This is a genomic window from Marinobacter litoralis, from assembly GCF_003336705.1.
Taxonomy (GTDB): Bacteria; Pseudomonadota; Gammaproteobacteria; order Pseudomonadales; family Oleiphilaceae; genus Marinobacter; species Marinobacter litoralis.
On record NZ_QMDL01000004.1, the window covers coordinates 116,773 to 140,349 of the forward strand.

Below are 23,577 nucleotides of genomic sequence, written 5' to 3' on the forward strand. Positions count from 1 at the left end.
TTCTCATCACCACTTTCATATACAGGAATGCCATGACCGAGGTTGTTAGCAGTGCCGACCCAGGGCTTTCACAACCCCTACTGGCAAAACGCACCTCGAAACGATGGCTTTTAAGCGCCATCATCACCACCGCGATTGTTGCGCTCCCTGTACTAGCGGTCATTTTTCTCGCCTTATTTCCCGAAGAGAACATCTGGCCGCACTTAATCAGCACCACTTTGCCTCGTTATCTCATCACAACGCTTCAACTGATGGTTGGTGTTGGCGCACTGACACTGATTATCGGTCTATCAACGGCCTGGGCCGTTACCATGTGCGATTTCCCCGGCAGGAAATTTTTCGAATGGGCCCTACTGCTTCCCTTTGCTGTACCGGCCTATGTCATCGCCTATGTATACACCAGCCTGCTGGACTATGCAGGCCCGGTGCAGAGAGCACTACGAGAGTGGTTTGGCTGGCAAAATGCCAGCGATTATTGGTTCCCCGAGATTCGCAGCCTGGAAGGCGCCACCCTGATGATAGGCCTAGTCCTGTACCCATACGTGTACCTTTTAGGCCGCGCCGCTTTTCTCGAACAGTCGCCATCGCTCTTTGCGGTTAGCAGAAGCCTTGGACACTCGGCCTTAAGCACATTCTTTAAAGTGGTACTGCCCATCGCACGCCCGGCCATTGCCGTTGGTCTGTCACTGGTGCTGATGGAAACGTTGAACGATTTTGGCACTGTGGATTTCTTTGCGGTGCAAACCCTAACCCGCGGCCTGTTTGATACCTGGATGAATCTAGGCAACCTTGGCGGTGCGGCGCAAATTGCCACCACCATGCTCATCTTCGTGGTGATTCTGGTAACGCTGGAACGCTACTCACGTCGCAGGCAGCAGCAATTCGCCGCCCGAGACAACCGAGACCCGATCCGGCGTTTCAGCATGTCGTTTCCTCGCCAGATGATCTGCGTGGCGGTTTGTGCCATCCCGCTGATCTTCGGTTTTCTGATCCCCGGCGCAACCCTTGGTTACTATGCCTGGGAATACTTCGATGTCAGCTGGAATCCGGATTTCGTGCGCAACACCATGAACAGCCTGTTCCTGTCAGGCACCGCCGCATTAACCACTCTGTTCATCGGTGTAACGCTTGCTTACAGCCGCCGGCTTCATAACACCAAGGGCATGAAAGTCTTAATGCGCTTGTCTAGTCTGGGTTACGCCATGCCAGGTGCGGTGCTTGCCGTTGGTGTGATCGTTCCTCTTGCCGGCTTTGACAACTGGCTAGACTCACTCATGAGGGATTACGTTGGCATCAGCACTGGCTTACTACTGAGCGGTTCGGCCTTTGCCTTGATATTCGCGTACACCGTTCGTTTTCTGGCCGTATCAGCCGGTAGCGTAGAAAGCGCCCTGCAGAAAATTACACCCAGTATGGACATGGCGTCTCGCTCTTTAGGGCACAGTCCCGGGAAAACGCTTCTCAACGTTCACTTGCCTATGTTGCGCGGAACGCTGCTGACGGCTGCACTGGTGGTATTCGTCGACTGCATGAAGGAACTGCCGGCAACGTTGATTCTACGGCCCTTCAACTACGAAACTCTTGCAACGTATGTGTACCAGTTTGCCTCGGATGAACAGCTTTACCACAGCGCCCTGCCCGCTTTGATTATTGTTTTGGCAGGCATCATTCCGATCATCCTGATGAGCCGATCTATTTCCAACTCTCGCACCATGAGTTGATCCCCCCTCCAGAAACGAAAAAGGCCCGACTTCAGTCGGGCCTTTCTTTTATCTGGCATCTGGCTTAGCGCTTATTGCCAAATTACCTTCTGCTTCTGAGCGTACCAACCGTCAACCTTAGCCTGGTATGCATCTTCAACCACATTACGCTTAAGTTTAAGCGTTGGGGTCAGGAAGCTGTTCTCGATCGACCATTCATCACTGACCACCGTAATGAACGCCAACTGCTCGTGCGGATCAACCGTCTTGTTAACGTCTTCAATCAGCTTCGTGAAGCTCTGTTCGATCTCCGCACGGAAGGCCGCATCGGCAGACTTCGGACGAATCTCTTCAGACAGCACTACCAGAGCGTGCGGCTGAGTCTGGTTAGCGCCAGACACACACACCATCTCGATCGCGTCGTGAGACATCAAGCTATTTTCGATTGGAGCCGGAGCAATATATTTACCCTTACTGGTTTTAAAGATTTCCTTGATTCGACCAGTCAGCTTCAAGCGACCCATCTCATCAATTTCACCCTTATCGCCAGTCCGAAGGAAACCATCTTCAGTAAAGGCTTCGGCAGTTTTTTCTTCATCTTTGTAATAGCCCATCATGGTGGCAGGGCTCTTAACCAGAATCTCACCGATCTCGCTGATCTTGGTTTCAACACCGGGCAATGCCTCACCCACGTATCCGGTGCGAGTCCGACCCGGCTTGTTCATATGGGAATAGGCAAAGTTCTCAGACATACCGTAACCCTCGAGCAGCTCGAGCCCAAGGTTGCGATACCAGTCCAGAACATCGTGAGACAAAGGTGCAGAGCCGGAACCCGCCAGCTTCACCTTGCTCAAACCAAGCCCTTTGAGAACCTTCTTTTTGATCACTTTGTTCAGCAGAGGGACTTTAAGCAAACGCTCCAGTTTTTTCTTTGGTAGCTTCTGAAGAACACCGTGCTGGAACTTCACCCACAGGCGCGGTACGGACAAGAACAGAGTCGGCTCAGCCCGCTGCAAATCAGCAACAAAGGTATCGAGGGATTCAGCGAAATACAGCTCAAAACCAGCATACAAAGAACCCAGCTCTACGAACGTGCGCTCAAATACATGTGCTAGTGGCAAATAGGACAGCATCCGCTCGTTTGGCCCTACGCCCAGGGTTTTGGTACCACCCACAGCGGCAAATGCCATGTTCTCAAAGCTCAGCATGACCCCTTTCGGACGGCCGGTACTGCCCGAGGTGTATACAATGGTTGCCAATTCGCCCGGTTCGCGCTGCGGCTTGCCTTCAAGCGGCGGGTACTTCGCGACAATATCGTCCCAGGTTTCAAAATCGTTGGGCGGGCTCAATGGATAGGAAATGCAACGAACCGAGTCTGGCACGCCAGGCTTCATCATGTCCCAGTCGTCCAACTTACCCACGAACAGGACATCACACTCTGCGTGGCCCAAAATATAATTCACGGTGTCTGCATTCAGCGTCGGATACAAAGGCACAGAAATGTGGCCCGCCAACCATATGGCCCAGTCCGTCATGACCCAGTGGGCGCAGTTCTTGGAAATAAGGCCTATGCGGCTTTTTTCAGGGAGGTTGAGGGATTTCAGGTAAGCCGCCATTCGACGAGCTTCGTCGATCGCGCGACCCCAGGTATATTCAACAACCTGACCATTGCCAATTGGCTGGGTCATGTATAGCGAGTCGGCGTTCGTGGCCTCCCAGTGGTAGACCATATCGAGCGGGAGTTTTTGGGTGGAGTCCATGGATCTTCCTGTCTTTTCTTTATAGTTGGATGACTTGCGTATTATTAGACTTTAGTCGCGCAATGCAACACATGAGTGTATATCCAAATGTTGTCAATACGAAACTTTTTCGATTCCTCAGCGCTTCGCCACTTTAAACCTGAAAACTGTCGATAGTCACTACCCTCAATGCCGTAAGCCTGTGTTAAACTGGCCAACTTTGATTTTTCCTCCCTGAAAAATAGGGAAAATAACCTCAAAAATCGGAGATGGGCATATGGCCAGAAAGACACTGCGCACCTTGCTGGGCGCATCATTGCTGGCGGCTGCGAGCCTCGTACAGGCTGAAGACACACGTGTTGTAGCCATCACGCAAATTGTTGAACACCCCGCTCTAGACGCGGCTCACCAAGGCGTGAAAGACGAATTGGCAGAGCAAGGATACATTGATGGCAAAAACTTGCGCCTCATGCACGAAAGTGCCCAGGGCAACTCCGCTATTGCGACTCAGATCGCCCGTAAATTTGTGGGTGAGAGCCCCGATGTGATCGTGGCCATTGCAACTCCGTCGGCGCAAACCGTCGCGGCCGCTGCGCGCAAGACTCCCGTGGTATTCTCCGCAGTCACAGACCCCGTTGCAGCCAAGTTGGTTAAAAGCTGGGAAGCACCCGGCGCCAACATTACCGGTGTAAGTGACATGCTCCCGATTGAAAAGCACATCGATTTGCTTCAGCGCATCATGCCTGATGCCAAGAAAATCGGGACCGTTTACAATCCGGGCGAAGCTAATGCCGTCGCTTTGATCGAATTGTTAGAAGAACGCCTCGAAGCGCGAGGCCTGGAGCTGGTAAAAGGCGCAGCCACCAAGACTTCCGAAGTACTGGGTGCCGCGCGCTCTTTGGTCGGCAAAGCCGATGCCATCTACCTGACCACAGACAACACGGTGATCAGCGCCGCAGAAGCGGTGGTTTCCGTAGGTGAGCGCTCTAACATTCCGGTGTTTGCAGCAGACACCGCCACGGTCGCTCGTGGCGCCGTTGCAGCTTTAGGCTTTGATTATTATAAGCACGGCCGTCAAACCGGAGCGATGGTCGTTCGCATTTTGGAAGGTGCTGAAACGGCCACTATGCCGGTAGAAACCATGGAAGAACTGGACCTGTTTGTGAATCCTGCTGCCGGAGAGCGCATGGGCCTCACCCTGTCTGAAGACCTTATCAAGGACGCCAAAGAAGTCGTCAACAGCGACAAATAATGCCTGACCAACACGGGCGAGCCTCACAAGGGCCCGCCCGTTTTCTTTCACGGTGACCTATTACCCATGCTAAGCGAAATCGCATTTTACGGTGCTCTTGAAACCGGCCTCATCTATGGCCTGGTTGCTTTCGGTATCTATCTCTCTTTCCGCGTTCTGGATTTTCCAGATCTAACTGTCGACGGCAGCTTTCCTTTAGGTGCTGCAGTAGCGGCCGTTCTTATCATTTCAGGCTGGAATCCATGGCTTGCTACTGGCATGGCTGTGCTTGCAGGCATGGCAGCTGGAGCGGTGACGGCCATATTGAATGTCAAACTCAACATTCTGAACTTGCTGGCTTCGATTCTGACCATGATCGCGCTTTACTCCGTAAACCTGCGCATCATGGGCCGCCCGAACCTAGCCCTGTTAACCGAAGATACGGTGCTGACCCCTTGGTACGACATTGAATTTCTGGAGTATCACCAAGTATCGGTGGTGTTGTTCGCCATTGTCGCCATCATTTCCCTGATCTTGCTATGGCGATTCATGAAGTCAGAAACCGGCCTTGCGATGCGCGCAACCGGTGCCAATGCACGAATGGCCCGCGCCCAAGGTATTGCCACCGGTGGCATGATCATTTTTGGCGTTGCGCTTTCAAATGGACTAGTCGGCCTTGCCGGCGCGCTATTCGCACAAAGCCAAGGCGCTGCAGACGTCACCATGGGTGTCGGCGTTATCGTTATCGGTCTCGCGTCACTTATCGGCGGTGAAGCAGTCATCACGCCGTCAACCGTAATGCGCGCACTGATCGCCTGCGTTATTGGTGCCATTATTTATCGTCTGGCCATTGCCTTCGCACTGAACGCTGACGTTCTCGGGCTTCAGGCACAAGACCTCAACCTGATTACTGCGGTTCTGGTAACTCTGGCGATTGTTTTGCCGGGTGTGCGCACCAACCTTACAAACCGCTTTAGCCGCAAGAAAGCCTGAGGAGGCCCTATGATCAGCGCAACCGATCTTAAGCTCACCTTTGGCAAGGGAACGCCTCTGGAAAACCCCGCCTTGCGTGGCATGAGCCTGACCGTTAATCAGGGTGAATTTGTTACCGTCATTGGCAGTAACGGCGCCGGCAAATCGACGTTTTTGAATGCCTTGTCCGGCGAAGTCATGGTCGATAGCGGTAAAATCGTTGTCGACAACCTGGACGTCACCAAGCTGCCCACCCACAAACGGGCAGGACGAGTAGCTCGCGTGTTCCAGGATCCGCTGGCTGGCACCTGCGAAGGTTTGAGCATTGAGGAAAATCTGGCTTTGGCCATTAAACGCGGCCAACGCCGGGGGCTGACCAGCGCTGTTAAACGGCAATATCTGGAGCAGTTCAGGGAAAGCCTCTCAACATTGAAGCTAGGCCTGGAAAACCGTCTTGGCGACAAAATGGGGCTACTATCCGGTGGTCAGCGCCAAGCTGTTAGCTTGCTGATGGCAAGCCTGACCCCCTCCTCTATCCTTTTGCTGGATGAGCACACCGCGGCACTCGACCCTAAAACGGCAGCGTTCGTGCTCGAGCTAACCACCAAAATCATAGAAGAGCAAAAGCTGACTGCACTGATGGTTACCCATAGCATGAAGCAGGCCCTGGAAGTTGGTTCGCGCACAGTGATGCTGCACCAAGGTCAGGTAGTCTTCGATATTGGCGGTCAGGAACGAGAAGGACTGAACGTGAAAGATCTCCTTGAACTGTTTGAAAAGCAGCGAGGAATCTCCGTAGACGATGACAGCCTGTTACTCGGCTAACGTAAAAGGGGAGCCAATTTGGCTCCCCTTTTCTTCTAATGGACACGTTTAAGCATTAGTGCCCGTATATCAGCATCGATGTATTCGTAATCGCCAGGTTATCCAAGGCAACTGAACCGATAGACGTACCGCCCACGATAACACTCCCTATCCGCATATCCGCCTCAAACGTTTGCAAATCAACGGCCAGGCTCTGTACTCCTTGCGAATTGGCTGCCTTGTAGATATCTAACTCCACAGGCACAAACACTCTCAAGGGCTGAGGTGCCTGCAGGTCATAATCTGGCCCTGTCAGCTCAAGATCCCGAATGCCCAATGCCAGGAACGGCACATCGAAATCCATGTCATCAATAGCGAAGTCGGCTTTAAAATTCAGTTTGTCTGTTGCTGTATCAATCCGGATGGTACCGGAACCGAGCACCATATCCATATTGAAGTTGTTAAGGACCGTGGTAGATCCGCCAGTTCCCTTCAGATTCCAGGCACCGGTCGAAATTCTCAAGTCCACTGCGTTGAACGCAAGAGGTAACAAGTTAATGATCGCATCGCCATCCCTAGCCACGTCAATGTTAACCCGAACGTTGTCGAGTCGGTCTGAGGCTGCACCGCTCATGTTCAGCCCCATCTCAGAGAACATATCGGTGCGATTCGCACCGCCGACAAATATATCGTTTACTTCCAGCGATCCTTCATCGGTATAGATAAAGCGATCGATATTCAGCTTTGTCTCAAGCTCAATGGTTACCCCTGCCTGGCCAGTAATATTCCCCATTGAAGTTTCATCCAGCGGTTGAACGCCGGTGCCGGCGAGTACCAGCGTCGGCGCTCCACTAACGAACAGCGCTAATAATGTTGGTTTCAGGCCTTTCATTATTTTTTTCCTTGTATAGTATTAGCCAATCCCTATGGGCCACTGCTTACGTACGACACCACCACTACAGTTTACCGACACGTCGTCAACCAAGACGTGCAATGTTCACAAATCTCTCAGGTTGCTCACTTATAAATCAGTGCTGAAAACCTTAACTTTCAGACTATTTTTCGAGAGCCGGCCACTAGCGCAAGCCCCACACGGGGTTGCGAAGTTTCAAGTCTTTTTTCATTGAATTTCTTTGCTCGCGCCTCTCAATTCATAGCTTATCCCTTATTCACAAAACACTATATCCTGTTATACTCATCGAAAATTAACCCATATATAGGGTTATAGACGAGAAATTAGATTTCAAAAAAGCAGAGGGTGGCAATGAACGCTAAGGCACAGGCAGTGATCACAACGATTCCCATGCAGGAAGCTTCACTCGACATTTGGGCCAGCAAATATCAGCTGAAAACCAAAACCGGCGAGTCAGTCGATAAAGACATTAATGCAACCTACGAACGGGTCGCCAAAGCCCTTGCTGAAGTCGAAAAAAAGAATGTACGCGACAAGTACATGAAAGAATTCCTGTGGGCTTTGCAAAATGGTGCCATTCCAGCCGGCCGGATCACATCTAATGCCGGAGCCGAAGCACACAAGCCGGCCACCTCCACCATTAACTGCACCGTGTCCGGCAACATCCAAGACTCCATGAACGACATTCTGGAGAAAAACCACGAAGCAGGCCTCACCCTCAAGGCTGGCTGTGGTATTGGTTATGAGTTCTCTACCCTGCGTCCCCGTGGTGCCTACGTAGCTGGCGCAGGTGCAACAACATCTGGCCCGCTGTCGTTCATGGATATCTTTGACCGCATGTGCTTTACCGTATCTTCTGCGGGCGGCCGTCGCGGCGCGCAAATGGCAACCTTTGACGTTCACCACCCTGACGTCATCGAGTTTATTCAGGCCAAGCGCGAAGATGGCCGTTTGCGCCAGTTCAACCTGTCCCTGCTTATCACTGAAGATTTCATCGAAGCAGTACGTAATGGGGATGACTGGCACCTGTCTTTCCCGGTCAGCCGGAAAGAAGTTGAGCAAGAAGAACTCGACCTGACCGACACCAGCAAGTTCTTGTACCGTGACTTCCCGGTTCAGGACAGCTACGTGGTTAATGATGAAGGCAAAGTAGCCTGCCGCATCTATAAAACCGTAAAAGCCCAGTTTATCTGGGACACTATTATGACAAGCACCTACGACTACGCCGAGCCAGGTTTCATCCTGATCGACAAGGTCAACCAGATGAACAACAACTGGTTCTGTGAAGACATCCGTGCCACAAACCCATGTGGCGAGCAGCCGTTGCCTCCTTATGGCAGCTGCCTGTTGGGCTCTGTGAACCTGACCAAGTTCGTAGACTACCCGTTCACCGAGAAAGCCAGCTTCAACTACGAAAAGTACCGTAAGGTTGTGGGCACCTTTACCCGCATGCTGGACAACGTTGTAGAAATCAACGGTTTGCCCCTGGAAGAGCAGCGCCATGAGATTACCTACAAGCGCCGCCACGGCATGGGCATTCTGGGCCTGGGTTCCACGCTTGCAATGCTACGCATGCCTTACGGCTCAGACGAATCCGTAGCGTTTACTGAAGAAGTTGTTCGCGAAATGGCTGTTGAAGGTTGGCGCCAGTCCCTGGCTCTCGCCGAGGAAAAAGGCGCGGCCCCCATCATGGATGACGAGTTTGAAGTTACACCCAAGATGCTGGCCAAGTGTCCTGAATTGGCCCAAGACGGCCACAAAGTCGGGGACAAGCTAAAAGGTAAGCTGCTGCACGCAAAATACAGCCGTTATATGCAAAAGATTGCTGAGGTTGAACCGGAGCTGATCGAAAAGCTGGCAGAGACAGGTGGACGATTCACACACCACACTTCAATCGCACCAACCGGCACCATTAGCCTGTCTCTGGCAAACAATGCCAGTAACGGTATCGAGCCAAGCTTCTCGCATCACTATGCTCGCAACATCATCCGTGAAGGCCGTAAAACCAAAGAGAAAGTTGACGTTTTCTCCTTCGAGTTGCTGGCGTACCGCCACCTGGTTAATCCCGGTGCCATGCCCTTCTCTACGGACGAAGACAAAAAATTGCCTAGCTACTTCACGACATCCGACGACGTGACACCGAAGCAGCACGTAGACATCCAGGCCGCCGCTCAGAAATGGGTAGATTCGTCTATTTCCAAAACCGCGAACGTGCCTCAGGATTTCGCATACCAGGACTTCAAGGGCATTTATCTGTACGCCTACGACCAAGGCCTGAAAGGTTGCACCACCTTCCGCTTCAACCCGGAAGCTTTCCAGGGTGTATTGGTCAAAGAGAAAGATCTCGAGAACACTCTGTACGAGTTTACCCTGGATGATGGCAGCAAAGTCACCTTGAAGGGCAACGAACAGGTAGAATACGACGGCGAAATCCACACTGCCGCGAACCTGTTTGATGCGCTTAAAGAAGGCACTTACGGCAAGTATTGATCCCGGAACCCGACAGATAGGACAAAGAACATGACAGTTAAAATCAGCAACCAGATTGTCGGCTACCGTGTGAAAAAAGCCGACACAGAAACCAGCAACGACAGCCCGGCCGCTGCGCAGCCGGACAACAAGCCCGTTCAGATGAACGAGTACATCGAACGGCCTGATTTCTTGCTGGGTACCACCTACAAGATCAAGCCGCCGGTGGCGGAACACGCGATGTACATTACGATCAATGACATCCTGCTGAACGAAGATACCGATCACGAAAGCCGCCAGCCCTACGAAGTGTTCATCAACTCCAAGTCGATGGAACACTTCCAGTGGGTTATCGCCCTGACCCGGGTTATTTCTGCGGTATTCCGCAAAGGCGGGGACCTGACCTTCCTCGTTGAGGAACTGCGCAGCGTGTACGATCCGAACGGCGGTTACTTCAAGAAAGGTGGCGTGTTCATGCCCTCGCTGGTTGCCGAAATTGGTGCCGTCATCGAGAAGCACCTGAAGGCCATTGGCCTGCTGGAAAGCGACGAGATGAGCGAAACCACCAAGCGCATCCTGGCGGAAAAGCGCGCTGAATTCGAAGCGTCGCACAGCACAGCCACCAACGATGACACCAGCAGTGACTACCCGGCCAATGCCACTATGTGCGGCAAGTGCAGCACTAAAGCGGTGATTGTGATGGACGGTTGCGCCACTTGCTTGTCCTGCGGTGACAGCAAATGCGGTTGATATAGCTCAACAGCAGTAAACGAAAGCCCGGCGGCGCGAGTTGCCGGGCTTTTTATTTTCCCGCTCGGCATGCATGCTCGCCTGTTCATTCTTGACGGTACACAGTTATGGTAAAATCCCTTGCTCTTTCAAGTCTTCTTGCCATTCTGGCCGGGCTGATTGCTTTTCAGTATTACATCACGTCCGTTCCCAGCCTCGAACAACCCATAAAGGCCGAAAATGCCCGCTATGTCGATAACGACAACTCGTTGCTCGTCTCAATGGTTGGAAGCGACGGCCAGTCCTTCACCATCGGCCTTCGCGGCGATATCGTCGAAAAACCGGAAGAAGCCGCACTGTTCTTTATCAGCCATCCCGACATTGTCCCCTATGTGTACTGGCCGGGATTACGCAGCAATGATGAAAAACGAGTGACAAAGGTACTCAGCCAATGGGCAGAAAACCTCAACAACCCGACAACCCTAGAGGACCGTTTTACCGGGACTGTTCACGAGAATGATTATCCGAATGCAGATACGGCAGCGCATCGGATTTACTCGCTATTAAAGAACAGAAACTGATGCCGGGCCAAGGCTGGATTTTCCTGCAGTTGTCGGTATGCTTCAAAGAGCGGTCAACGTCTTTTGGCCACAACCTGCTTTCCAACACAGGTAGACACTGAAACGATATGACTACAGCCACTGAAATCACTATTCGCAAATATCGGATTAAAGACCTGAGCCCCGTCGTTCGCCTGTTTACCGACTCTGTTCACGAACTGACCGCAGCCGCTTACGACGAAACCCAGCGTTATGCCTGGGCCTCCCGGACACCGAACCTGGACACCTGGCAGGATCGTTTGGCCTCGCTGGAAACACTCGTGGCAGAAGACGGAAATGCGCTCGCCGGCTTTATTTCTTATGAGCCAAGCGGAGCTATAGATTTGGTGTTTACCGGGCCAAACTATGCCCGCCAAGGTATTGCCTCAGCTCTTTATCAAGAAGCTGAACAGCAGCTTCAGCAAAAAGGCGTCAAAGAACTTCAAACAGAAGCCAGTGTCATTGCCCGCCCCTTCTTCGAGAAGCACGGATTTGAGGTTATTGAAGAACAGCAGGTGACCATGAAAGGCACCCAGTTCCTGAGATTTAAAATGCACAAAACATTGCAGGGCTCGTAGAGTAATGCTCTTTGGCATTGCTCACAGCGCCATCGGATGGGCGCTTGCCGTGTGGAACGAGCAGGGCCTTTGTTCAGTCGAATTGGGTGATCACAAGGAGCAGTTAACGGCCTTGCTCAAAGCCCGTTTTCCCAATGAAGCGGTGCCACCGTCAAATGGCGAAAGTACCAAGCTTTTCAGCAAAATCATACGGGCGCTGGAAAACCCGGAAAACCGTTTCGACTATCCCCTCCTTCTAGCCGGCACTGAGTTTCAAATACAGGTCTGGCAGGCTCTTCAATCCATCCCACCGGGACAAACGGTCACTTATTCGGAACTGGCAAACCAACTCGGCAAACCAAATGCTGTCCGCGCGGTGGCTAATGCGTGCGGCGCGAACCAACTAGCCGTCATTGTCCCGTGCCACCGGGTTGTACGATCCGATGGTGGTTTGGGCGGCTACCGATGGGGCATCGAGCGGAAAAAGACGCTGCTCAATCGCGAAGCGAAGCTGGCAGCCATCGTCTCTTAGCCTTTGCAAGCAGATCCCGCACATCGTTATTCCAAGGGTGGAAATTAGGACTGTAATACCGCAAGTACGAGGGAATCATTTTTCGGAAGATGCCCGGCTTGCCCCACATGTAGTTGACGGCACCCAGCCAGGATTTCAGATTGCCGAGCTCTCCCTCCTCCCTCATTAACTGCACTAAATGAAGCGAGGTGTAGAACGGAAACATCACACTGACGTACATCATCTCGGTCACGCGAACGAACTCGCTGCCGCCTACCGACCGGTATACATCGAAAGCAACCGCTTTATGCTCTGACTCTTCTATCGCGTGCCAAGCCCAAACCGGTGCAACCCGTGGATCCATTTCATCCAACGCATCAAACTTCAACAAGAACTCTTCTGCCATCATAGCCGTGAAGTGCTCAACTGCGACCGTGTGAGCTAACTGCCGCTCAGGACTCAGGTTCTTTCGCATCCAATCCATAAACCACTGGATTTCACGCTCGATGCGGGCGAGTCCAACGCCCTTTTCCTCCAAGCAGCCATTCATCAATTTGTGCTCTTTCGAATGATGGGCTTCCTGGCCTATAAAAGCACGAATCGACCGCTGAAGTTCCGGATCTGCAATCTGGTCCTGATAATAACGCACCGAATCGATAAAGAACCGCTCACCGGGTGGAAAGCTGGCCGACAAAGCGGCCAACAACAGGGTTTTGGCCGGATCGTTATCCCACCAGTATTTCGGCAAGTCCTGAGACAACTCGAAATCCGGGCTGCGCACCACTGGTTGAAAACCTTTCGGCGTCAACGACCGATAAACCTTCTTCCTTGCAGTCTTGCCGGTGTTCGTGGCCATGTTCATTGCAAACCTCCAGCCTTTATCCAGTGGACTTACCCTCAGGCTAGACCTCCTGATCGATATTGGGCAGGTGTTAAGAGGCCAAATTCATCTCATGATCATGGGATTTACCGGCTAAACTCACTTAAGAGCATTGATTCAAGGAGGCATCATGAGCACCGCCCAAGAATTGCAAACCACCATCAATGATCTGGTTCAGCCTGACAAAGGCATACTTGCTGCGGACGAAAGCGCGCCCACCATTGCCAAACGGTTTTCAGCTATTGGAGTCCAGTCAACAGAAGACTCCCGGCGGGAATACCGGAGTTTAATCTTCTCAACGCCCGATCTGGGCGACCACATCAGTGGCGTTATTCTCTTTGAGGAGACCTTGGCGCAACTCAGCCTTGATAACATACCTATTCCAAAGCTGCTTGAAACCCAGGGCATCGTACCCGGAATAAAGGTTGATGCGGGTAAAGGGCCGCTAGTGAACGCCCCTGGCGATGAAATTACCTACGGATTAGATGGGCTGGCTTCGCGGCTCGAACGATACAAAGCACTGGGTGCCCGCTTTGCGAAGTGGCGAAGTGTTTTTCATGTTTCGGATACCCTGCCCTCCCATCAGGCCGTTGAAGCCAACGCCGAAGTTTTGGCTCGTTACGCGGCGGAATGCCAGGAGCTGGGTATTGTGCCCATTGTCGAGCCAGAAGTGTTGATCGATGGTAACCACTCGATCGAGCGAACGGCGGAGGTGAGCGAGAACGTCTTGTTCAAGGTTTTCGGAGCCCTGCACCGGCATCGTGTCAGGTTCGAGTGGATGGTGCTGAAACCCAGTATGGTGACACCCGGCAAAGGCGCAGAGAAAGCATCGCCCGAACAAATCGCCACAGCTACTCTGCGTGTGTTTCGGCGCACTGTACCGGCTTCGGTACCCGGCATCATGTTTTTATCGGGAGGGCAAACACCGGAAGAATCGACGGCCAACCTTAATGCGATCAATAGCATAGGCCCCCAACCCTGGGCGTTAAGTTTTTCGTATGGCCGCGCACTCCAGGAGCCCGCTCAGAAAGCCTGGGCAGGCGAGCGGAGCAATGGAGAAAAAGCCCAAGCCGCTCTGAAGAAACGCGCTCACCTGAACGGATTGGCGCGTTCGGGGCGTTATTCACCGGCTCTCGAACAGGAAAACTGACCACGGCATCAAAACACCGACATGAACTCTCAGGCAGCCTCTGTGTCGCTGACGGGCGTGGCGGCCACCTGACTGAGGCAGGCCAGCATCGGTGCCACATCGCGCAGTTTGCGCGCCTCTGGCCACAGCAGTTCTGCTTCCGGGAAGCCTTGTCTGAGGAAGTTAAGCCACTGCTTTATGCGCCCGGTTACAAACCGGTCTTCTAGTCGGGTCTGCAAGGCCGCCGCGTATTCGCGAACCAACGCCACCGCTTCTGGCCAAGTCATTGGCTCCAACGATTCTCCGCGCTGGGAAGCTTTAATCTGAGCCGCCAGATCTGGGCGCGCGATCAAGCCCCGACCAATCATCACATCGTCACAACCCGAAACTTCCCGGCAGCGCCAGTAGTCATCAACCGTCCAGATTTCACCGTTGGCAATTACGTGACTGTTGACCGCTTCTCGCACCTTGGCAATCTCTTCCCAGTAGGCCGGTGGTTTATAACCGTCCACCTTGCTACGGGCATGAATGACGATTTCCGATGCGCCGGCAGCCTCCAGAGCTTGCCCGCAGGCAACCCCCATGGACCGGTCGTCGTACCCCAAGCGCATCTTGGCGGTAACGGGAATATCGGCAGGAACGGCTTTACGAACGCCAGCGGCAATCTCGTACATCAGCTCCGGCTCACGCATCAGCACACAGCCGCCTTTGTGCCGATTCACGGTTTTCGCGGGGCAACCGAAGTTTATATCAACCTGTGTCGCCCCCAACTCAGCAGCTTTCGCACCGTGTCGCCCCATCATTTCGGGGTCTGACCCCAATAGCTGAACCGCTACCGGAACACCAGCCTGAGTCAGGGATTGGTTATGCAGTTCCGGAGCGTATTTGTAAAAAATACGGGGTGGCAACATGCCCTGCGTCACACGAACAAATTCGGTAACACACCGGTCAATACCACCGACCTTGGTCAGGGTTTCGCGGATGGGTGCATCGACCAGCCCTTCCATCGGGGCAAGGATGATTCGCATGAAAACTCCAGAGCAATAACAGAATATTCAGAGTGAGGCTGATCAAAAATCAAGCGGAGGAGGATTGTAAGGAATTTACCGGAAAGTTGATAGCAGGATACTCCCCTATCGGAGCATCCTGCCGATTTGTGCTGGTTTATTTTTGCAGATCAAAACGATCAGCATTCATTACCTTGGCCCACGCTCTGACAAAATCATTTACAAACTTCTGCTGATTGTCGTCCTGAGCATACACTTCGGAGTACGAGCGCAGGATTGAATGAGAACCGAACACCAGATCGACGCGGGTCGCCGTCCACTTCAGTTCACCCGATTTACGGTCGCGAATCTCATAGAGATTGCTGCCTACCGATTTCCAGGTGTTTCCCATGTCAGTCAGATTAACGAAAAAGTCGTTGCTCAATACCCCGACGCGGTCGGTGAATACGCCTGCACCACTATCGCCGTAGTTAGTGCCAAGCATACGCATCCCGCCAATCAGCACCGTCATCTCTGGTGCCGTCAGGCCGAGCAGTTGAGCGCGATCGAGCATCAGCTCCTCCGGCTTGACCACATAATCTTTCTTCAACCAGTTCCGGAATGCATCAGCCACCGGCTCCAATGGTTCAAAAGACTCTGCGTCGGTCATTTCATCCGTTGCGTCGCCTCGCCCTTTCAGGAATGGAACTCGTACCGTGTAGCCCCCGGCTTTGGCCGCCTGCTCAATGCCAACACTGCCACCAAGCACAATCACATCGGCCACGCTGGCGCCGGTATCCGCAGAAATCCGCTCGTACACGGCGAGGACTTTCGCCAGCCGAGCCGGCTCGTTGCCCTCCCAACGGTTCTGAGGTGCCCAACGAATCCGCGCCCCATTCGCACCGCCGCGTAAGTCAGAGCCTCGGAAGGTACGGGCGCTGTCCCATGCGGTGCTGACCATTTCGCTAATGCTCAAACCGCTTGCGGCTATCTGCTGCTTTACGACTTCTTCGCTGTAATCCAGGTTTCCAGCAGGAACCGGATCCTGCCAAATCAGCTCTTCAGCGGGCACATCCGGGCCAATATAGCGAGTTTTCGGTCCTAAATCGCGATGCGTCAATTTAAACCAAGCCCTCGCAAAGGTATCCCGAAAATACTCGGGATCGGCCATAAACTTCTCACAAATGGCGCGATATTTAGGGTCCATTTTCATCGCCATATCCGCATCAGTCATAATCGGATTGTGGCGCACCGACGGATCACTGGCATCCCGCGGCTTATCTTCCTCCTTAATGTCGATCGGTTCCCACTGCCAGGCACCTGCCGGGCTCTTTTTTAGCTCCCACTCATAGCCAAACAGAAGCTCGAAGTAACCCATATCAAACTGGGTCGGGTTCGTGGTCCAGGCGCCCTCAATACCCGAGCTGACCGCACGACTCGCCAACCCGTTCATGTTCGGGTTATGCCAGCCAAGGCCTTGGTGCTCCAGGTCGGCCGCCTCGGGATCAGCCCCCAACACCGACGCATCACCATTACCGTGGCATTTACCAACGGTATGCCCACCAGCCGTCAAAGCGGCGGTTTCCTCATCGTTCATCGCCATCCGGGCAAAGGTTTCACGCACTTGTTCGCCGGTCTTCAACGGGTCTGGTTGTCCGTTTACACCCTCGGGATTGACATAAATCAGCCCCATTTGAACTGCCGCCAAGGGGTTTTCCATGGTGTCAGGCTTGCTGATATCGTCATAACGCTCGTCGGACGGCGCCAACCACTCTTTCTCGGAGCCCCAATAGACGTCTTTTTCAGGGTGCCAAATATCTTCACGGCCAAAGGAGAAGCCGTAAGACGGCAGGCCCATCGATTCATAAGCGACGGTACCTGCAAGCACCAATAAATCGGCCCAACTGATTTTATTGCCATACTTCTTCTTGATCGGCCACAGCAACCGGCGGGCCTTATCCAGACTGACGTTATCCGGCCAGGAACTTAAGGGGGCAAAGCGTTGGTTACCGCTGCTCGCACCACCCCGGCCATCAGCCAGGCGGTAGGTTCCTGCTGCGTGCCACGACATGCGAATCATCAAGCCGCCGTAGTGCCCCCAATCCGCCGGCCACCAGTCCTGGCTTTGCGTCATCAGGTCGTGCAGATCGTTCTTGATGCCTTCGAAATCGAGTGTTTTTACCTCTTCCCGATAATCAAAATCGTCACCCATCGGATTCGTTTTTTGATCATGCTGGTGCAAAATGTCCAGATTCAATCCTTCTGGCCACCAGTCCGTCACGTTACGACTCGTGGTCGAATTCGCCCCGTGCATCACCGGGCACTTGGCACTTGGGTTATTGTGCGACATAGACTTCTCCTACTCTTCAGTGTTTCGTGAAATGCGCCATCGCAAAGTTCTCCCAGTAATCAAACAAGATTTGGGAGACATCACTCCATATACGAGACTTACAGTCCTTAGGTGCTGACATAGCATCATCCTTTCGCATCTGATTTAGATGAGACCAGATTACATTCACGAGAAATAAAGAGATAATTAATTAAAGTCAGGCTGATGAAAGATTTTATTAATCGAAGGGTGGCAGTCAGACGAATCGCATCAGAGCCTTTCAATAGAGGAGAATTTTCCGGAGTCGTCAAACAGAATACGAAAACTGCCTCGTACGCCGTCATGAAGGTAGAACTTGGAGAGAATACGCGCCGGGAAACGGACGGTGCGTCCGTCCCGGCTCGTGGTGTGAACATCGGAGGCTACGCCCTCATAGAACTTAATCCATTCCTCAGGGCTGATGGCAATGTCCACAATAATTTGCTGCATTCAGCTACTAACTCAGTTAGCCAATTCAAGCAGCAAACGGTTCAAGCGGCTGACGTAAGACCCGGGATCTTTCAGCTGCTCGCCGCTGGCCAACGTGGCCTGATCGAACAATACGGCCGATAGTTCGGCGAAGCGCTCTTCGCCCTGCTCACTTTCCAAACGCTGAACCAGCGGGTGATCCACGTTGATTTCAAAGATCGGCTTGCTGTCCGGCACCGTCTGGCCAGCTGCTTCCATGATCTTCTTCATCTGGGCGCCCATGTCGAACTCACCGGTCACCAGGCAAGCCGGGGAGTCTGTCAGGCGATTGGTTACCCGCACTTCCTGAACACTGTCTTCCAGAGCCTTCTTGATGCGCTCCGTCAGCTCTTTGTGCTCTTTCGCCGCTTCTTCCTGTTGCTTCTTATCTTCCTCGGTTTCTACTTCACCCAAGTCGAGATCACCCCGAGCAACGTCCTGGAACTGCTTGCTGTCGTATTCGTTGAGGTAACCCATCATCCACTCGTCGATACGATCAGACAGGATCAATACCTCAATGCCCTTCTTGCGGAAGACTTCAAGATGCGGGCTGCTCTTGGCGGCCACGAAGTTATCAGCGGTGATGTAGTAGATCTTCTTCTGACCTTCTTTCATTCGGCTGATGTAGTCATCCAGAGACACGTTCTGGGTGGCTTCACCGGTATGGGTCGAAGCAAAACGCAGCAGGCCAGCAATCTTTTCTTTATTGCTGAAGTCTTCAGCCGGACCTTCTTTCAGAACCGCTCCGAACTCATTCCAGAACTTCTGGTATTCGTCAGCATCCTTCTTAGCCAGCTTAGACAGCATGTCCAGTACACGCTTGGTCATGGCGGTACGAATACTTTCCACGGTGCTGTCGTTCTGCAGAATCTCACGAGACACGTTCAGAGACAGGTCGTTGGAGTCGATCACACCTTTGGTGAAGCGCAGGTACAACGGCAGGAACTGCTCGGCGTCGTCCATGATGAACACACGCTGAACATAGAGTTTCAGACCACGCGGCGCTTCACGGTTGTACAAATCAAACGGCGCACGTTTGGGAATATACAGCAGGCTGGTGTAGTCCAGCTTACCTTCCACTTTGTTGTGCGACCAGGTCAGCGGGTCTTCAAAGTCGTGGGCGATGTGCTTATAGAACTCTTTATACTCGTCGTCTTTGATCTCGGTACGCGGCAGAGTCCACAGAGCGGTCGCATCGTTGATGGTTTCGTCTTCGCCCTTCTTGTCCTCTTCCTCACTCTCGGATTTCATAACAACCGGGAAGGAGATGTGATCGGAGTACTTCTTCACCAGAGTACGCAGCTTCCAGCCATCGGCGAATTCGGTGGCATCGGGCTTCAGGTGCAACACAATCTCGGTACCGCGCTTGTCACGGCTAACCTGTTCGATTGTGAACTCACCATCGCCCTTGGAGGACCAATGCACGCCTTCTTCAACCGGGGTGCCCGCACGGCGGGTGAACACGTCAACTTTGTCAGCAACGATAAATGCGGAGTAGAAGCCCACACCAAACTGACCAATCAGCTTGCTGTCTTTCTTCTCATCACCAGACAGCTGCTTGAGGAATTCAGCTGTGCCAGAACGCGCGATGGTACCCAGGTTGGCAACCACGTCATCGCGGTTCATGCCGATGCCGTTATCGGTCAGGGTGATGGTGCCGGCATCTTTGTCGTAATCCAGGCGGATTTTCAGATCCGAATCACCTTCAAACAACGCATCATCTTTCAGGGCGGCGAAGCGCAGTTTATCTTCGGCGTCTGATGCGTTGGAAATTAGCTCACGAAGGAAGATTTCCTTGTTGGAATACAGAGAATGGATCATCAGCTGAAGCAGCTGCTTCACTTCAGTCTGGAATCCTAGGGTCTCTTTATTGGTTTCTACCGTCATGGTTTTTATCGTCTCCTGCTCGTTACTTAGGAGGAATGGCATGGTCAGCTAGTGCTTTCCAAAACACGCTGTGGATACGTCCATGTACGCTCTGCTTCGCCATCCATGGCTACGCAAGGTTTTGGAAAGCACTAGCTGACCACGCCACCCAACTATGGAATTGGGTTCCGTTACAGCACAAAGTCTGGGCAAGCGGCCGGTATGGCTTTCTGGAACCGTGCGGAGCCATGGATGGCGGAGCCCGAGCCGAACAGGGACGTCTCGAGGCGTGTTTCAGAAAGCCATACCGGCCGCTTGCTTACTCCGCTGCTAGAGTGCTGAAACCAAAGATGGGGCTCAGCCGGGGCATTTCAACCCCGGCAAAAGCAAAATCAGTCTTCGAGCAGGAAGTGAGCCCGTGCGGTGGCAATGGGCTGGGAGCGGGACTTTTGCCAAGCGGTGATCATCACATTTGCCACTCTATTCCCCTGACGAGTCAAATGGCATTCAGCGTAGGTCTCGCGATTCAGACCGGCACGCAGATAATCCAACGAAAAGTCGACAATTCTCGGCATGCGCAGCGTGTCTTGGGACATCATCAGGTAAATCGCGGCCGACATCTCCATGAAACCACCAATCACGCCGCCATGAATAGCTGGCAAAATCGGGTTGCCGAGGTTCGCTTCCTTCACCGGCAGGCGGAAAATCAAATCATCCCCGAAACGATCACACTGCAAGCCAATCCACTTTGCGTAAGGAATGCTATCCAGCATTCGGGAAAAGTCACCCGTTTGCTGGGTGTACTTCAAAATTTCCGGACTGGTCATTCCACACCTCCGGTAATCAGATCTCGATAGCACTTCGGGCTGGCTTCCTTACCAATACGCATAAACGTGCCCACACAGTTGGCAATAATCTCCCCACCCTCCTGGTACGCAACACAGCGGGTAAAGATAATATGCCGGGTCACCTTGTAGGTTTCTGCACGCGCAAATACAGGTTTCCTTGGCTCAGCCGGGCGCATGTAGTCAACGCGCAAATCCAGCGTCGGGCACAGCTCGAATTCATCCAACGCGCAAATCATGACCGACCCTGACGTAGTATCCATCAACGTGGTGATCGCACCACCATGAATCACACCGGTATCCGGGTTGCCAATGATTTCGTCGCTGTATGGCAGTTCCATTACCAAGTATCCGTCACCCACTTCTTTCGGCGCCAGGCCCAAAGCTTTCGCCTGGTTTAACGTACTAAGAAACCGGGTGACCCGGTCGATTCGGGTTTCATCATTCATTCAGGAAGGTCCAGCAGATCAGTTTTTCAGTTTTTCAGTCGCGTTCTGCGGCGTAGACTTGGCCTCGCAGAACACCTTGCCGTCTCGCAGAGCGCATAGAGCATCGGAATGGAATTCGCGGCGATACAGTACGATCACCACCAAAGTTGAAGCTGCAATAAACACCAAAGGGTGAATGAAGCCAACAATGACGGCGAGCGCGTAATAATAAGATCGAAGCCCCAGGTTGAAGGCATCGCCCGCCAAATTACAGATGTGCCCGGCATTTCGAGCGAAGGTTTCCCGCGCAGCCGGGCTGGTTTTACTGTCATTAGCCAGAGGGGCGCTGCCTATCATCACCGCCACGAAGTTGTACATCCTCATGGCCCATGTGAATTTAAAAAAGGCATAGACAAACACGACCAGCAGCACAACAAGTCTTAACTCCCACACTTCACGAGTGGGTGCGAAGCTGAACGGCATGGTGGCAAACACTTCCATTGCCTCGCTAGTATAACCCAACGCCGTCAGCAGTCCCGCCAAAATCAAAAGACAACTGGATGCAAAGAAGGCTCCGTTTCGCTCAAGATTACCTACCGCAGATGTATCCGCAATGCGGTTTTCACGCTTCAGCATCACCCGCATCCAATCCTCCCGATACATATCGAGACTGTTCGACAAACACGGATGATTACGGGCCCGCTTTTTTGAGTACCAGGTATAGCCACCCCAGCAAACAAGGAACCAGAGCAAAGCCAGAATGTCTAGGTAGTGTGTCATCGGCTAATTATCTGCATCCAGGCCAATAAAAATGCGGTTAGAAGACTTACATATAATACGGTAAGCGAGCCTGCTGAGCCACTTTACAGCGAACGTCAATGCGGCATACTGCCGCGATTATGCTATAAACTTCGGTCTTAATAGCCGTTTTCTGTACGGAACGAACATCTAGACGCAACGTGAAGGAGCCATGCGTGAAAACAGGAAACCTGCTCGGTCTGCTCATTATTCTGGCCATTCTATCGGCCCTTAGCGGATGCGCCGTCAATCCGGTTACCGGTGAACGCCAGCTGTCGCTGATCCCCGAAAGCCAAGAGTTATCATTAGGGGCCGAGCAATACGTGCCGACCCAACAAACACAAGGCGGCAAGTTTTATCTTGACCCTGAACTGACCGTATACGTTCGGGAAGTCGGCCAAAAAATGGCACAAGTGAGCGACCGCCCTGACCTACCCTACGAGTTCGTTGTGCTAAATAGCAGCGTACCCAATGCCTGGGCACTTCCGGGCGGAAAAATTGCCATTAACCGAGGTTTGCTGGCCAAACTTGATGACGAGGCTCAACTGGCATCCGTACTGGGCCACGAAATTGTTCACGCAGCCGCTCGCCATAGCGTGCAGCGTATGCAGAAAGGCACACTCATCAGCCTGGGCATGGCTGGCATTGGTATGGTCATGTCCGATAACGAGTGGGCCGGCCTGATTATGGGGGGCGCGGCTGTAGGCGCACAACTGGCATTGGCACAGTATGGCCAAGGGGATGAACTGGAGTCCGATGCCTACGGCATCAAGTATATGAAAGCCGCAGGGTACGACCCGCAAGCGGCAGTTGAACTGCAACAGCTGTTCTTGTCCTTGTCGGAAGGCAATCAGTCGAGCTGGTTAAACGGCCTGTTTGCCAGCCACCCGCCTTCCGCAAAGCGAGTGCAGGCCAATCAGGAACTGGTCCAGAAAATCGGCGCGGGTGGCTACCGGGGTACCGACATTTACCAGCGCCGAATCGCCATGATCAAAAAGCTTCAACCGGCTTACGAGGCTCATGACAACGCCATGAAACTGGCGTCGGAAGGCGATTTTTCCGGGGCTTTGTCCTCCATCAACAAGGCCATCAAAATAGAACCCCGCGAGGCAATGTTCTTTGCGTTACGTGGTCGGATCTATAAAAACCAGAATCAGCTCGAAAAGGCCCGTGAAGACTTTGATAAGGCCGTTTCGCTGTACCCTGAGATGTTCCAATACCAACTCCACAATGGATTGAACGAGCTGGCTCTGAACAATTTATCCAAAGCCAAAGGTCATTTGGAACGAGCAAATGAAGTAGTGCCAACCTCCATTGCTTATCTACGTCTTGGCGATATTTCCAGAGAACAGGGTCGCAGGGATGAAGCCATAAGCTATTATTCCGCGGCAGCGGAGGCCGGCGGCGAGATTGGTGAAGAGGCCAAACGCAAACTGGCGGCCATGACAAACTAAAAGCACATCGAAATTTCCAAATAAAAACCGGAAGTTAACCACTTCCGGTTTTTTTATGCCCGGAAACATTGCCCGTTTGACGCCACTACCGTGTCAATGATTACATTGACTTCTAGAGCAATAACTCTAAA

At 52.8% G+C, this 23,577-nt stretch carries 21 protein-coding genes; 11 read left to right on the forward strand and 10 right to left on the reverse strand.

Annotation, left to right across the window (positions count from 1 at the left end):
* Positions 1-32: 32 nt before the first annotated feature.
* The gene (locus tag DOQ08_RS14035; protein ID WP_114335619.1) at positions 33-1,721 is read left to right on the forward strand and encodes an ABC transporter permease; all 1,689 of its coding nucleotides are present in this window, start codon (positions 33-35) and stop codon (positions 1,719-1,721) included.
* A gap of 71 nt (positions 1,722-1,792) precedes the next feature.
* On the opposite strand, the gene DOQ08_RS14040 is transcribed toward DOQ08_RS14035, so the two are convergent.
* On the reverse strand, positions 1,793-3,460 hold the full coding sequence (locus tag DOQ08_RS14040; RefSeq protein ID WP_114335620.1) for an AMP-binding protein: 1,668 nt from the start codon (positions 3,458-3,460) through the stop codon (positions 1,793-1,795).
* Between the two features lie 256 nt (positions 3,461-3,716).
* Here DOQ08_RS14040 and DOQ08_RS14045 point away from each other — a divergent pair, with 256 nt between their 5' ends.
* From DOQ08_RS14045 to DOQ08_RS14055, 3 genes are all read left to right on the forward strand, one after another.
* Positions 3,717-4,691: an ABC transporter substrate-binding protein gene (locus tag DOQ08_RS14045; RefSeq protein WP_114335621.1), complete on the forward strand. Its 975-nt coding sequence runs from the start codon at positions 3,717-3,719 to the stop codon at positions 4,689-4,691.
* Between the two features lie 66 nt (positions 4,692-4,757).
* A complete protein-coding gene (locus DOQ08_RS14050; RefSeq protein WP_114335622.1) occupies positions 4,758-5,663 on the forward strand; it encodes an ABC transporter permease in 906 nt (301 codons plus the stop codon).
* Positions 5,664-5,672: 9 nt separating this feature from the next.
* Positions 5,673-6,467, forward strand: a complete 795-nt coding sequence (locus DOQ08_RS14055; protein ID WP_114335623.1) for an ABC transporter ATP-binding protein — start codon at positions 5,673-5,675, stop codon at positions 6,465-6,467.
* A gap of 55 nt (positions 6,468-6,522) precedes the next feature.
* Here DOQ08_RS14055 and DOQ08_RS14060 read toward each other — a convergent pair whose 3' ends face one another.
* Complete coding sequence (locus DOQ08_RS14060; RefSeq protein ID WP_114335624.1) at positions 6,523-7,338, reverse strand: DUF6160 family protein; 816 nt, start codon at positions 7,336-7,338, stop codon at positions 6,523-6,525.
* A 372-nt stretch (positions 7,339-7,710) separates the two neighbouring features.
* Here DOQ08_RS14060 and DOQ08_RS14065 point away from each other — a divergent pair, with 372 nt between their 5' ends.
* The 5 genes from DOQ08_RS14065 to DOQ08_RS14085 all read left to right on the forward strand — a co-directional run bounded on the left by DOQ08_RS14065 (position 7,711) and on the right by DOQ08_RS14085 (position 12,245).
* The gene (locus DOQ08_RS14065) at positions 7,711-9,849 is read left to right on the forward strand and encodes an adenosylcobalamin-dependent ribonucleoside-diphosphate reductase (protein ID WP_114335625.1); all 2,139 of its coding nucleotides are present in this window, start codon (positions 7,711-7,713) and stop codon (positions 9,847-9,849) included.
* A 30-nt stretch (positions 9,850-9,879) separates the two neighbouring features.
* A complete protein-coding gene (locus DOQ08_RS14070; RefSeq protein ID WP_114335626.1) occupies positions 9,880-10,578 on the forward strand; it encodes a TSCPD domain-containing protein in 699 nt (232 codons plus the stop codon).
* Between the two features lie 107 nt (positions 10,579-10,685).
* Positions 10,686-11,138, forward strand: coding sequence for a hypothetical protein (locus tag DOQ08_RS14075; RefSeq protein ID WP_114335627.1), 453 nt, complete (start codon positions 10,686-10,688; stop codon positions 11,136-11,138).
* Between the two features lie 107 nt (positions 11,139-11,245).
* On the forward strand, positions 11,246-11,734 hold the full coding sequence (locus DOQ08_RS14080; protein ID WP_114335628.1) for a GNAT family N-acetyltransferase: 489 nt from the start codon (positions 11,246-11,248) through the stop codon (positions 11,732-11,734).
* Positions 11,735-11,738: 4 nt separating this feature from the next.
* Complete coding sequence (locus DOQ08_RS14085; protein WP_114335629.1) at positions 11,739-12,245, forward strand: methylated-DNA--[protein]-cysteine S-methyltransferase; 507 nt, start codon at positions 11,739-11,741, stop codon at positions 12,243-12,245.
* Here the strand turns inward: DOQ08_RS14085 and DOQ08_RS14090 are convergent.
* On the reverse strand, positions 12,208-13,086 hold the full coding sequence (locus DOQ08_RS14090) for a metal-dependent hydrolase (RefSeq protein WP_227537695.1): 879 nt from the start codon (positions 13,084-13,086) through the stop codon (positions 12,208-12,210). The two genes, DOQ08_RS14085 and DOQ08_RS14090, sit on opposite strands and share 38 nt — an antisense overlap.
* A 148-nt stretch (positions 13,087-13,234) precedes the next feature.
* On the opposite strand from DOQ08_RS14090, the gene DOQ08_RS14095 reads away from it, so the two are divergent.
* The gene (locus DOQ08_RS14095) at positions 13,235-14,254 is read left to right on the forward strand and encodes a class I fructose-bisphosphate aldolase (RefSeq protein WP_114335631.1); all 1,020 of its coding nucleotides are present in this window, start codon (positions 13,235-13,237) and stop codon (positions 14,252-14,254) included.
* A 29-nt stretch (positions 14,255-14,283) separates the two neighbouring features.
* Here the strand turns inward: DOQ08_RS14095 and DOQ08_RS14100 are convergent, their stop codons facing one another.
* The 7 genes from DOQ08_RS14100 to DOQ08_RS14130 all read right to left on the reverse strand — a co-directional run bounded on the left by DOQ08_RS14100 (position 14,284) and on the right by DOQ08_RS14130 (position 21,974).
* Positions 14,284-15,261, reverse strand: a complete 978-nt coding sequence (locus DOQ08_RS14100) for a tRNA dihydrouridine synthase (RefSeq protein ID WP_114335632.1) — start codon at positions 15,259-15,261, stop codon at positions 14,284-14,286.
* A 136-nt stretch (positions 15,262-15,397) separates the two neighbouring features.
* On the reverse strand, positions 15,398-17,569 hold the full coding sequence (katG, locus tag DOQ08_RS14105; protein WP_114335633.1) for a catalase/peroxidase HPI: 2,172 nt from the start codon (positions 17,567-17,569) through the stop codon (positions 15,398-15,400).
* 249 nt (positions 17,570-17,818) lie between these two features.
* Positions 17,819-18,037, reverse strand: a complete 219-nt coding sequence (locus tag DOQ08_RS14110; protein ID WP_114335634.1) for a DUF2835 domain-containing protein — start codon at positions 18,035-18,037, stop codon at positions 17,819-17,821.
* A gap of 12 nt (positions 18,038-18,049) precedes the next feature.
* Positions 18,050-19,942: a molecular chaperone HtpG gene (gene htpG, locus DOQ08_RS14115; protein ID WP_114335635.1), complete on the reverse strand. Its 1,893-nt coding sequence runs from the start codon at positions 19,940-19,942 to the stop codon at positions 18,050-18,052.
* A 371-nt stretch (positions 19,943-20,313) separates the two neighbouring features.
* On the reverse strand, positions 20,314-20,748 hold the full coding sequence (locus DOQ08_RS14120) for a PaaI family thioesterase (protein WP_114335636.1): 435 nt from the start codon (positions 20,746-20,748) through the stop codon (positions 20,314-20,316).
* A complete protein-coding gene (locus DOQ08_RS14125) occupies positions 20,745-21,215 on the reverse strand; it encodes a PaaI family thioesterase (protein ID WP_114335637.1) in 471 nt (156 codons plus the stop codon). The genes DOQ08_RS14120 and DOQ08_RS14125 overlap by 4 nt, the downstream gene beginning before the upstream one ends.
* A gap of 18 nt (positions 21,216-21,233) precedes the next feature.
* Positions 21,234-21,974, reverse strand: a complete 741-nt coding sequence (locus DOQ08_RS14130; RefSeq protein WP_114335638.1) for a DUF599 domain-containing protein — start codon at positions 21,972-21,974, stop codon at positions 21,234-21,236.
* Positions 21,975-22,168: 194 nt separating this feature from the next.
* On the opposite strand from DOQ08_RS14130, the gene DOQ08_RS14135 reads away from it, so the two are divergent.
* Complete coding sequence (locus DOQ08_RS14135) at positions 22,169-23,446, forward strand: M48 family metalloprotease (protein WP_114335639.1); 1,278 nt, start codon at positions 22,169-22,171, stop codon at positions 23,444-23,446.
* The last annotated feature ends 131 nt before the right edge of the window (positions 23,447-23,577 follow it).